This is a genomic window from Mycobacterium zoologicum, from assembly GCF_020181635.2.
Lineage (GTDB): Bacteria > Actinomycetota > Actinomycetes > Mycobacteriales > Mycobacteriaceae > Mycobacterium > Mycobacterium zoologicum.
Genome location: NZ_JAYJJS010000034.1, coordinates 39,241 through 52,185 on the forward strand (window position 1 = coordinate 39,241; position 12,945 = coordinate 52,185).

General features: G+C 70.8%; 3 protein-coding genes. All 3 read right to left on the reverse strand.

The genetic code is table 11. The features are described from left to right. Positions 1-9: 9 nt before the first annotated feature. Positions 10-4,422 (reverse strand): type I polyketide synthase, encoded by a 4,413-nt coding sequence (locus K6T84_RS20880; RefSeq protein WP_225400135.1) that lies wholly within the window; start codon positions 4,420-4,422, stop codon positions 10-12. Further along, on the reverse strand, positions 4,419-9,839 hold the full coding sequence (locus tag K6T84_RS20885) for a type I polyketide synthase (RefSeq protein ID WP_304621256.1): 5,421 nt from the start codon (positions 9,837-9,839) through the stop codon (positions 4,419-4,421). Before K6T84_RS20885 ends, K6T84_RS20880 begins: the two co-directional genes overlap by 4 nt. Further along, positions 9,839-12,945, reverse strand: a 3,107-nt coding sequence (locus K6T84_RS20890; protein ID WP_329786819.1) for an SDR family NAD(P)-dependent oxidoreductase, incomplete at its 5' end; no start/stop codon positions are given. The genes K6T84_RS20890 and K6T84_RS20885, both read right to left, overlap by 1 nt.

Below are 12,945 nucleotides of genomic sequence, written 5' to 3' on the forward strand. Positions count from 1 at the left end.
ACTCCTAACTCAAGACAGCTCGACCAGAGCCATTTCGTCCTCAGCGCCTTCGCCTGCTTGCCCCTCCGAGGCCAGCTCATCTTCGGCGATCGCCGCGCGAACCAACTCCATCACCGCCGCTGAGAATGCCTCGGCGATGGCGCGCAGCACCGACTCCTCGATCCGGCGGCTGTCGTACCACCAGTCCAGGTGCAGCACACCGGCGGTGCGGTAGGCCCGCAGCTCCAGCGCGTGCCCCAGGCCCGGGATCGTCTCGCGCACCGGCATCGCGGGGTCGGGGCCGAACTGCACCGGCGCGTCACCCAGCGACGGCAGCTCCGGGATCGCCCCGGCGTAGGCGAAGTGCACATCCGCGGGCGGTACGGCACCGAACAGCCGTGCCGTGGGCGCGTAGAGGTAGCGCAGTAGGCCGTAGCCGATCCCGTAATGCGGTACCGCACCCAGGGTTTCGTGAACCGAGTCCAGCAGCTGGCGGGCACCGCTGTCGGTGGCACAGTCCAGGGCGACCGGATAGATGGTGGTGAAGCCGCCCACGGTGCGCCCCAGGTCGACTTCCGGCTTGAGCACCGAGCGGCCCGCACCGGCCAGGTCGACTGCGAGGGTTCCTGCACCGACGACCGAGGCCACCGCCCGGCTCAGCCCGGCGAGCAGGATCTCCTCGACCGGCAGCCGCAGCCGGCGGCGTGCGTCGTCGATCTCGCTGGTGTCGGCCGCACCCAGCGCCGAGCTGTGCTTGGCCAGATCCGCCGCGGACGGCGGTTCGCCGACCTCGGATCCCAGCCGCAATGTGGCCGATCGAGCTGTCTGCAACCATGATTCACGGCTTTCCAGCACCGCCGGGTGAGTCGCGAGCCCAGCGCAGCGCTGGGACCACTCGGCCCATCCGACGCCGGCCGGAGCCAGCTCGATGTCGTTGCCGGCCAGCTTCTGACCGAACGCGGTGAAGATGTCGGTCACCAGGATGTCGCGAGAGGCCTCGTCGCCGACTCCCGCGTGCAGGCTCAACGCCAGATAGCAGACGTCGCCGGCCGAGCCGCGGATGTAGAGCGCGGTCAGCGGTGAGCTGGAAAGATCCTGTTCCCGAATGTGTTCGGCCAGCAGCTCTCGGACCGCGTCATGCTCGGCGGTCAGGCCCTCGGGCAGCGAATGCGTGGTGATCGCGCCGAAATCGCCCGGTTCAAGTATCTGCTGCTCCCAGGTGCCGGCCCGCTCGGTGATGCGCAGCCGCAACGCGTCGTGGTGGTTGACCACCGCGGTCAGCACCGCGGTCACGTCGTCGACCGAGACATCGTTGCGCAGCCGCAGCACCAGCGGGATACGCCAGCGGCCGTGCTCGCGGACCCCGTTCTCCAGGAAGTAGGTGATGTTCGGCGGCACCGGTGGGTGCACGATGTCGCCCAGCGACTGGCGGCCCAGACCTCCCGCCGCGTACCGCGCGGTGAGCGCCTTGGCCAGCGCCGACACCGTCGGGTTGTCGTAGAGGTCCTGCGGGGTGATGTCGTAGCCCTCATGCGAGGCGGCCATCGCCACACTGATCGCCACCAGCGAGTCGCCGCCGATGTCGAAGAAGTTGGCGTTGCGGTCCACCGAGCCCACACCCAGGCAGACCGCCCAAATGCGTTGCAGGGTGGCCTCCATCGAGGGGCCCGTCGAGGCGGCACCGTCGGCGCCGGCCTGCCCGCCCGCGGCGGCGGTTGTGCCGGCGGCACCGGACACCCAGGTCGCACCGGCGTTGTGCTCCAGCCAATGACGTTGGCGCTCAAACGGATATCCCGGGACCGTCACGCGCTTGGGCTGGTAGGCACCGCGCAGCGGAGACCAGTCGACCTCGATGCCGGCGGCCCAGAGCTGGCCGAGCGCTAGCAGGAAGGTGTCGCGGTCGTCGCGGTTCTGGGCGTGGTGGCGCATCAGCCGCACCGCGCGATGCCCGCCGGCGAACTTCGGATTGCGCGATGCCGAAGCGGTCAGCGTGGCACCGGGACCGACCTCCACCAGGACGCGGTGGCCGTCGCCCAGCACGGTGTCGATCTCGTCGGCGAACCGCACGGTGGCCCGCACGCTGCGCGCCCACGTCGCCGGATTGGTCGCCTCACTGGGCGCCAGCCAGGTACCGGTCAGGTTCGACAGCAGCGGGATCTTCGGCTCGTGCAGCGTCTGCCGGGACAGGAACGCGGTGAACTCCGAGATCATCGAGTCCATCAGCCGGGAGTGGAATGCGTGCGAGGTCCGCACCCGGCGCGCGTTGATCCCGGCCTGCTTGAGCGCGTCGGTGAACGCGCGGATGTCGGCTTCGGTGCCGGCCACCACGCAGCCGTCCGGGTCATTGACCGCGGCCAGATCGACGTCGGCGGTCAGGTACGCACCGACAGCGTCGGCGCTGACCGGCACGGCCACCATGACGCCACGCGGGGCGGCGTGCATCAGCCGGGCCCGCATCGCCACCACCTTGATCGCGGTGTCCAGGTCGAAGACGCCGGCGACGGTGGCCGCCGCGTATTCGCCGATGCTGTGGCCGACCACCGCGCTCGGCCGCACGCCATAGCTCTCGATGAGCTTGGCCAGCGCATATTCCACGGTGAACAGGGCCGGCTGGGTGCGGTCGGTGCGCTCCAGATCCCGCGAGGTGCCCTCGAAGATCATCGCCCGCAGGTCATAACCCAGCTCCGCCTCGAATCCGGCGACGCAGGCATCGAAGTATTCGGCGAACACCGGCTCGTTGTCGTAGAGGCCGCGGGCCATGCCGATGTGCTGGGCGCCCTGACCCGGGAACAGGAACACCACCCGGTCGGTCTCGGTGACGTCGGAGAGTCCCTCACCGATGAAGACGTTCTCGCTGTCCTCGGCGCCCAAAACGCTGGCCGCGTCGGCTCGGTCGGCGACGACGGCGGCCAACCGGAGGCTCTCGGGGTGCCGGCCGGCCAGGGTGTAGGCCACATCCGGCAGCGAAGGAGCCTCGGCGTCGGCACCTTCCGAGCCGCCGGTGAGCTCGGCCGCCAGGTCGCTGCGTCCCTGCGCCAGTGCCTCGGAGGTGCGGGCCGAGAGCAGCAGCACCTCGGGGCCGGGCCGGGATGGCGCAGATGCCGCGGCATCTTCCGGCCACTCTTCGACGATTACGTGGGCATTGGTGCCGCCCACCCCGAACGAGCTGACGCCCGCGCGACGGATTCCGTCCCACTCCCACGGGCCGTACTCGCCCCGGATCCGGAACGGGCCGTTGTCCAGGTGCAGTTCCGGGTTGGGGCTGGTGTAGTGCAGCGTGCCGGGAATCGCCCGGTGTTTGAGGCACAGGATGGTCTTGATCAGGCTGGCGATGCCGGCCGCCGACTCCAGGTGCCCGATGTTGGACTTGACCGATCCCACGTAGCAGGGGCCCTGCCGCTGCTCTTCGGAGACCGCGAAAGCCTGTCGCAGGCCCTCGATTTCGATCGGGTCGCCCAGCGGGGTGGCGGTGCCGTGCGACTCGATGTAGCTGATGGTGGAGGCGTCGACCTCGGCGACCGCGTGCGCCTCGGCGATCACGTCGGCCTGCCCGGCCGCCGTGGGGGCGGCGTAGGTCATCTTGGTGCCGCCGTCGTTGTTCAGCGCCGAGCCGCGGATCACCGCGTGGATCTGGTCTCCGTCGTCGACGGCGTCGGCCAGCGCCTTGAGCACCACCACGCCGACACCACTGGAGAAGATCGTGCCGTCGGCGCGCACGTCGAACGGGCGGCAATGCCCGGTCCCCGACACCATCGAGCCAGGTTCGTGCCAGTACCCGACGTGGTGCGGAACCCGCAGCGACGAGCCGCCGGCCAGCGCCATCTCGCACTCACCGTTGAGGATGCTCTGGCAGGCCAGGTGCAGCGCGACCAGCGCCGAGGAGCACGCGGTCTGCACCGACAGTGCCGGGCCGTGCAGGTCAAGCTGGTGGGCCACCCGGGTTGCCAGGTAGTCCTTGTCGTTCTGCAGCGACAGGTTGACCATCTCGAAGCTGACGCCCTGACCGAGGATGACGTTCGGGTCGTAGTGCGACATCAGGTTGTGCAGCAGGTAGCCGCTGGTCGTGCTGGTTCCGTAGACGCCGACGGAGCCGTCGATCTTCCCGGGCTGGTAGCCGGCGTCCTCCAGGGCATGCCAGGCGGTCTGCAGGAACAGCCGGTGCTGCGGGTCCAGGGTGCGCGCGGCCAGCGGGGTGAACCCGAAGAAACTCGCGTCGAACTCCTCGATGCCTTCGAGCAGCGCGGCCCGCCGCACATAGTTGTGGTTGGCCAGCGCCTTGTCGCTCACGCCGTTGGCGCGCAGCTCGTCCTCGGAGAGCGTGACGATGGATTCGACGCCGTTGCGCAGATTGTTCCAGTACGCCGACAGGGTGCGGGCGCCCGGAAAGCGCCCGGCCATGCCGATGACCGCGATCGCGTTGGCCGGCACTTCGTTGTTGGTCACGAACGGTCTCCTACTTTTCGCCGAGCCGCCGCCCGCTGACGTGCCGCGGCACGCTGCTGGGCCCGGCCCCGAACACCGCCGCCGTCGCCGGCTCCGTCTGCAGTCTCGGCCTGGGCGAGGCCGAGTTGGCGGGCCAGGTCGGCGGCAAGGTCGTTGAGCGAGGCACCCTGCAGCAGCAGTGCCACCGGGGGCTCAGCGCCGAAGTCGCCTCGGACGGTGTTGCGGATGCGCACCGCCATCAGCGAATCCATGCCGAGCTCGGTCAACGGCCGGGCCGGGTCGATGACGCTGCCCTTGGGGTAGCCCATGATCGCCATGATCCGCGAACCCAACCGTGCCACAACCGCTTTGGTGGCCTCGGCGGCATCGAGCTGCTTGAGGCCCTCCGGACCGGGCCAGTCGTCGTCCTCGTCGTCGAGGTCGAGTTCCTCGGCGAGCGTGGCGAAGTAACCGAGCTGCTGCAGTTCCGGGAAGGCCGCGGCCACCCGGTCCAGGCGCAGCCGTGCGACGCCGATCCGGGACAGATCGCCGCCGAGGATCGCCTCGAGGGCCTCCATGCCTTCGTCGGGGTTGATCGGGTCCAGGGCGCTGAACTTGAGCTCCTGGGCCACGCCGACGCCGGACCACTGGCCCCAGTTGATGGTGATCGCCGGCAGTCCGGCCGACCGCCGCCACGCCACCAGGCCGTCCAGCCAGGCACTGGCCGCTGCGTAGGAACCCTGTCCGGGCGCACCCAGCAGCGACGAGGTCGAGGAGAACCCGACCCACCAGTCCAGGTCCTTGCCTGCGGTAGCCACGTGAAGGCGCAGTGCCGCGGTGGCCTTGGGCGCCCACACCCGGTCCAGGGTGTCCTTATCGACGCCGACCACGATCTGGTCGTCGATGACGGCGGCGCCGTGGATGACGCCGCGCAGGGTCAGGCCGGTCTGCTCGGCGGCGGCGACCAGGCTCTCGGCCACCCCCGGCGTCGCGAGATCGCCTGAGACGACCGCGATCTGGGCCTTCTGCTCGAGTTCGGCAATGATCGCGCGCTGCTCCTCGGAGGGCTGCGAACGGCTGTTGAGCACGATGCGCGCGGCACCGTGATCGATCAGCCAGCGGGCCACCACCAGTCCGATGCCGCCCAGGCCGCCGGTCAGCACGTAGGCGCCGTCGGACCGCACGATCGGTGCGCCGGTAGCTGTCAGGTTCGCGCGCTTGAGCCGTTCCGCGTACCGGTTCTCCCCACGCCAGGCAACCACGTCATCGGTGCTCGCCAGCCCCAGTTCGGTGATCAGCGCAGCGGCGGGGTCGGCCGAGCCGTCCAGGTCGACCACACCGGTGTGCAGGTCGGGGTGTTCATAGGCCAGCACCCGCACCAGGCCCTTGAGGGCGCTGATCGACGGATCCCCCGCTTCGCCCGGGTCCACGGTCAAGCCGTTGCGGCCCACCAGCCATAGCCGGGGCGGGGCGCCGTGCCAGCCGCTGACGACGGTGCGCACCGTCGAGACGACCGCCCAGGCCAGGTCGCGTCCGCGCCCCGGAGCGTCGCCGGACTCGGTACCGTCGAAGGGCTTGCCGGCGGCCAGCACCACCACCCCGACCGGGGGCCGGTCCGGGTCGTCGGCGGTCTGCGCGAACGCCTCGCGCACGGCGGGTTCGCTGGTCAGGTCGGCGATGATCACCCGACGACGCCCGGTGCCGAATCGGGCGGCGAAATCGGTTGCCAGCGACTCGGTTTCACCACCCTCGGCCAGCACCAGCCAGCTGCCGTCGGGGGCGTCCGACGGCTGCGCGGGGGCGGGCGCGTCGACCCACTCGGCGTCGAAGATCTTCTGGGTCAGCGGCAGCGGGACGGTGCGGCGCTGCACCCGCTGCAGGTAGATCCCGGACAGCTCGGCGGTGACCGTACCGGTGTCGTCGGTCAGGGTGACCCGGCCCATGATGCCGCTGTCGTCGTGGCTGACCAGTTCGGCGTAACCGCGGGCCCGGCGGCCCACCTCGCCGAACACCCGGATGGACTCGACCGCCACCGGAAGGTAGGTGGCCTCTTCCATACCGGCCGAACCCATCAGCGACTCGTCGGGCAGCGCCGCGGCCAGGCACTGCAGCGCCGCGTCGAGCATCACCGGGTGGATGCGGTAGCCGCGGTGCGCGGTCGCCTCGTCGGGCAGCACGATCTCGGCTTCCGACGCTCCGCCGGGCTTACGCACGATGCGGGTCAGCGCCGCGAACGCCGGCCCGTGCTGCAGTCCGGTGCCGCGCAGTGCGGTGTAGAGGTCGGCCGGAGACAGCGCGGTGCCGCCCGAGGCCGGCGCCGGGCGTTGCGGCTGCCCGGCGGGCTGCGCCGCTGCGGCACGGGCCACGGCGTGCCGTGACCAGCTGCCGCCGGCCGGGCGGGAGTGGATCTCGATCCGCAGTTCGTCGGAGCCGTCGGCGTCGTGCAGCAGCCGGGTGGTGACCTCGGTCCGCTCGTCGACACGCAGCATCTGCTCGACCTCGACGCGGTCCACCGCGACGCCGGACGCCGGCAGGCCCAGCGCCTCACCGGCCGCTGCCAGCGCGATCTCGGCGAAGCCGGTGGCGGGCATCACGACCTGGCCGTGCACCTTGTGGTGCGACATCCAGGCGACGACGTCGGTGCCGATGTCGGCCTGCCAGACGTGGCCGTGTCCGGACGGCAGCTCGACGTGGATGCCCAGCAGCGGGTGCGCGTCGGCGGCGTGCCGGTTGGCGGCCGTTGGTGCCGCCCAGTACCGGACGTGCTGCCACGGCCGCGGCGGCAGGTCGGCCCGGCCGACCCCGCCGTCAGGCGCCGGTGCGTCGGCTGCCGGCGGCGCCACGGTCGCCAGGTTGGTGTGGAAGCTCAGCGCCTCGGGCTGCTCGCGCAGCAGGGTGCCGGTGACCACGGCGTCGCCTGCGGGACGGGCGGTTTCGAGATTTCCGTTGATCGCGTGGGACAGCAGCGGATGCGGGCTGACCTCGACGAAGTTGGCGTGCCCGGCCGCGGCCGCGGTGACGGCCTGGGCGAACCGCACCGGGTTGCGCAGATTGTGCACCCAGTAGTCGGCGTCAAAAGCCGGCGACTCAGCTTGGCCTACGGTGCTGATCAGTGGGATCTTCGGCGCGGACGGCTTGAGGCCGGCCAGCTCGGTGCGCAGCTCCGCCAGGATGGGGTCGACGGTCGGGTGATGCGACGCCACGTCCACCTCGACGCGGCGGGCCAGCCTGCCCTGGGCGTCCACCACGGCGACCGCGGCGTCGACCTGCTCGGGCGGGCCGGCGATCACGGTCTGCTGCGGGGCTGCGTACACCGCGACGGTCAGATCCGAGTGCTCGGCGATCAGCTTCTCGGCGGCCTCGGCGTCGAGTTCCAGCAGCGCCATCGCCCCCTGGCCGCTCAGCCGTGCCATCAGCTTCGAGCGGGTGGCGATCACCTTCAGTCCGTCGGCGGGGCTCAGCGCACCGGAGACGACGGCCGCGGCCACCTCCCCCATCGAGTGCCCGATCACCGCGTCCGGCTCGACACCGTGCGAGCGCCACAGCGCGGTCAACGCCAGCTGCATACCCACCAGCACCGGCTGGATGCGGTCGATACCGACCACCGGCTCCCCGGACTCCAGCACCTGACGCAGCGAGAACCCGACCTGGGCAACGAAGTCCGGTTCCAGCTCGTCGACGGCGGCGGCGAACGCCGGCTCGTCGGCCAGCAGTTGGCGGCCCATGCCGGCCCACTGCGAACCCTGCCCGGAGTACAGGAACACGGTTCCCTTGCCGCCCTGGGCATTACGCGTGCCGACCACTCCGGGTGCGGGGTAGCCACCGGCCACCGCGCGCAGCCCGGCCAAAGCCTGCTCGGTGTCGTATGCGCTGACGGTGGCGAACTTGGCGTAGCGGCTGCGGTGGTGGTTGAGCGTGTTGGCGATGTCGGCCAGCGGCACACCCGTGCCGGGGCCCGCCAGCCAGTCGGCCAGCGTCGCGGCCCAGGCCGCCACTCGCTGCTCGGTCTTGCCTGAGACCACCAGCGTGCTCACCGGATCGGTCGGAGCCGGTGCGGGAACCGGGTCCGGGCCCTGCTCGAGCACCACGTGCGCGTTGGTTCCGCCAAGCCCGAACGACGACACCGCGGCGCGGCGCGGTCCCTCGGCCGCCGGCCACGGCGTCATCTCGGTGGGGATGAACAGCCGGGTCGGGGTCGGGTCGATCGACGGATTCCATTTGGAGAAGTGCAGATTCGGCGGTATCTGAGCCCGCTGTACCGCAAGTGCGGCCTTGATGAAGCCGGCGATGCCCGCTGCCGCCTCCAAGTGGCCGATGTTGGTCTTCACCGCACCCAGCGCACAGCGGTCCGGCCCCTTGCCGTACACGTCGGCCAGGGCCTCGAACTCGATCGGGTCACCGAGACCGGTTCCGGTGCCGTGCGATTCGATCAGGTTCACCGAACTCGGCGGGACGTTCGCACCGCGCAGCGCCTGGCGGATCACCTCGCTCTGCGCCAGGGTGTTCGGCGCGGTCAGGCCGTTGGAACGGCCGTCCTGGTTAACCGCCGAGCCGCGCACCACCGCGAGCACCCGGTCGCCGTCGCGCATCGCGTCGGTGAGGCGCTTGAGCACCACGACCCCGGTGCCCTCGCCACGCACGAACCCGTCCGCCCCAGCATCGAAGCTGTGGCAGCGGCCACGCGGGGACAGCATTCCCCACTTGGCCATGGCAATCTGGGTCTCGGGGCGCAGGATGAGGCTGACGCCACCGGCCAGTGCCAGGTCACTCTCTCGCATGCGCAGGCTTTGGCACGCCATGTGGATGGTGACCAGCGACGACGAGCACGCCGAGTCCATCGCGACCGCAGGCCCGCGCAGACCCAGCAGGTAGGCGATGCGTCCGACCGCCACGGCGTGGGCGGTTCCGGTGGCCGTGTAGCCGTCGATGGCATCCGGGTTCGACCCCGAAATACCTTGGTACTCCGTGTAATAGATACCCATCATCACCGCGGCGCGGATCCCGGCCAGCTTCTCCGGTGACATACCGGCGTGCTCGAGAGCCTCCCACGCCACTTCCAGTATCAGCCGCTGCTGGGGGTCCATGGCTTCCGCTTCGCGCGGAGAGATGCCGAAGAAGTCCGCGTCGAAACCGGCCACATCATCGGTGAGGAAGCCGCCCCACTTCGACGACATCTTGCCCGGCGCCAGAGTGTCCGGATCGTAGTACTCGTCGGCATCCCAGCGGTCTGCGGGAACCTCGACGATCGCATCGGTGCCGCCCGCGAGCATGTCCCAGTAGGCGTCCGGACCGGCGGCCCCGCCGGGCAGCCGACAGCCGATGCCGACGACCGCGATCGGTTCAGCTGCCGTGGTCTGAGCCGCCTTCTCGAACTTCCCGTCAAGTTCGTCGCGCTTCTCAGCCGGCAGCGCCGACATCCGATTGAAGATCGTCGTCATCAAAAACCGCTCTCGCTACCTAAAGCCGACTCGACCTGATCGAACAACTCGTCCAGCACACCGCCGGACGACTCGAACGTCAGGTGGTCGTCGGCTTCCGCCTCGTCATCCGGCGTGGCGTACGCGGTGGCCAACAATCCCACCAGATGCGTCGCCAACGCCGAGATGCTGGGGTGGTTCCACAGCATGGACGCCGACAAATCCACCCCAACCAACTGTTGTGTCTCCTTGAGCACCGTCATCGCAATCATCGAGTCCAGGCCCATCTCCGGGAACGGCTGGTCCACGTCGACCGCCGCTGCAGATGTCCGGAGCTCGCGGGCAAGGATAGCCTGCAACCGCACCGTCAACTCGCCGAGCCGCTCGTCGGCCGGGATCGTCGCCCAGTCCGGGGCACCGGTAGTCGAGGACTCCGATGCGCTGCCGCCTGGCTGCTCACCTGTCTCAGCAGCACCGATAGTCACTCCGGTTTCGAAGGCCTCGCTCACCAGACTCTCGAAGAACGTCAGGTCGCGGAACTCCGGCGAGGTCGCCACGGCGCGGTCGATACGCAACCGGCCCACCCCGACCCGGGCGGCCCCGCCGCCGAGCACCGCGTCGAGGGCCTCGACGCCCTCGTCGGGACTGATCGGGTCCAGCACGCTCAGCGTCATGGAACGCCCGAGGCCCACGTCCGACCACTGGCCCCAGTTGATGGCGGTACCGGACAGCCCGGCGGCGTGCCGCCATGTCATCAAGGCGTCCAGCCAGGCATTGGAGGTGGCGTAGCCCAACTGACCGGGCAGGCCCAGCAAGGCGGCCATCGAAGAGAATCCGACCCACCAGTCGAGCTCGTGTGCGGCGGTCGCGGCATGCAGCCGCGCCGCACCGACGGCCTTGGCCGACCAGACGCTCTCCAAGCTCTCTCGGGTCACCGCAGTCACCAGGCCGTCACCGAGCACGCCGGCCGCGTGTACAACGCCGCGCAGCGGCATGCCGGTCTCTTCGGCGGCGGCCACCAGAAGCTCGGCCACCCCCGGCGCGCTGATGTCGCCGGGGACGAACATCGCCTCGGTCTGAGCGGAGAGCTCCGCGAGGACAGCGCGCTGCTCCTCGGAGAGCTCACTGCGGCCGTTGAGGATGATCCGGCCGGCGCCGCGGGCCGCCAACCAGCGCGCGACCACGATGCCCAGGCCGCCCAGCCCACCGGTGAGCAGGTAGGAGCCGTCGGCGCGGACCTGAGCTTGGGGTGCTTCGGCGCCCAAGGTGGCCCGGGTGAGCCGCTCGGTGAACCGCTGTCCGCCTCGCCAGGCGATCACGTCGTCGCGCAGCGGTGCCTGCAGTTCGGCCAGCAGGTCTCCGGCCAGGGTTTCGGCATCAGCCGTTTCGTCCAGGTCGACCAGGGTGGCGCCCAGGTCCGGCTCGTCGGCCAGCACGCGGGCGAGCTCGCCGGGGAACCGCCAGGTGCGGACCACGCCCTTGAGCGCGCCGATGGCAGGGTCACCACCACCATCACCGCCGACGCTCAGCCCGCCGCGGCTGACCAGCCACAGCCGGGGGGACGCGCCGTCGACGGCCGCCCGGGCCGTCGTGGAGGCGGTCCAGATGAGTTCGCGGGCGCGGGCCAGTTCACCCTCGGGGTCGGTGCCGTCGAACGCGTGGTGCCCCAGCAGCACGACGACGCCGGCCGGCGGGTGCGCGGGGTCGGCGCCGGCCTGCGCGACCGCCTCGGCCAGCGCCGGCTGGTCGGCGAACGGTCCGGTGACGACCTTGCGGTTCGGCCCGGCCAGCCGGGCGGCGAATGCGGCGGCCAGTGCCTCGGATCCGGGTTCGGTGAGCAGCAGCCAGCTGCCGGCTGGCGCGCCGGTGTACTCCGGCGCCGGGCTGGGTGTCCATTCGGTGGCGTAGAGCTTCTGCTCCAGCGGGACCCGCAGGCTGCGCGGGTCGAGCGGGCGCAGTTGGACGCCGGTGAGCTCGGCGATCGCGGTGCCGTCGTCACCGGTGAGCACGACCCGGCCGGTGACGGCCGTGTCGTCGGTCCCGGTGACCTCGGTGTGGCAGCGCACCTGGCGTCCGGCGGGGGCGAAGACCCGTACCGCGGAGACCGATGCCGGTGCGTAGCCCAATCCGTCGTCGGCGACCGGGATTGCCGACGCCAGCTTGCGCAGGGCGGCGTCCAGCAGCGCCGGGTGCAGGCGATAGGCCGGGTGGGCGGCTGCGCTGTCCGGCAGTGCGAGCGGTTCGCCGGCGGGCAGCTCGGTGGCCGGTTCGGCCGTGGCGATGACGGCGTGCGCGTGGCGCGTCCAGGCTTCGCCGGTTGCGCGGGCGTGGATCTCGACCCTCGTCTGGCCGTCGGCCTGGTTCAGCTGGGTGGTCACCTGCATGCCGCCGTCGAGCACCAACGGCTGCTCGATCTCCAGGCCACTGACCATGATCGCCTCGGCGGGCGTGCCCAGCGCTTGGCTGCCGGCGGCCAGTGCCATCTCGATCAGGGCCGCGGCAGGCAACAACGCCTGGCCCTGCACTGGGCTCGCGCCCAGCCACGACAGCGTCTCGGGACCCAGGTTGGTCTGCCACATGTGGTCGCGGCCGCTGAGCATCTCGACGTGCGCCCCGAGCAGCGGGTGGGTGTCGGGTGCCTGGCCGGCGGCCCGCGCGGGTGCGACGAGCCAGTGCCGGGTGTGCTGCCAGACCGAGTTGGGCAGTTCGGCGAAGCCGCCGGGCGTGCCTGCGCCGGCGCCGAGTTCGGCCAGCTGCAGGTGGAAGCCCAGGGTTTCGTCGTCACCGCGTCGCAGGGTGGACGCCACGGTCACCGGTTCGCCGGTGGCTGCTTCGGCGGTCTCGCTGACCGAGTGGGTCAGCAGCGGGTGCGGGCTGATCTCGATGAACGTGGTGTGGTCTTGCGCCGCTTTGGTGATGGCCTGGCTGACCAGTGCCGGACGGCGCACGTTGTCGGCCCAGTACTGCGCATCGAGCACCGGTGCCGGCCCAGCCGGATCAACCGTGGTGGAGATGAACGGAATCTGTGGCACCGAAGGCACCAGATCCGCCAATGCCCCACGCAGTTCATCGAGGATCGGATCCATGAACGCCGTATGCGAAGCGACCTCCATATTGACCCGCCGAG

Coding starts and splice junctions, on each gene's coding strand:
- K6T84_RS20885 (WP_304621256.1), bottom strand. CDS start 9,839: ATGACGACGATCTTCAATCGGATGTCGGCGCTGCCGGCTGAGAAGCGC.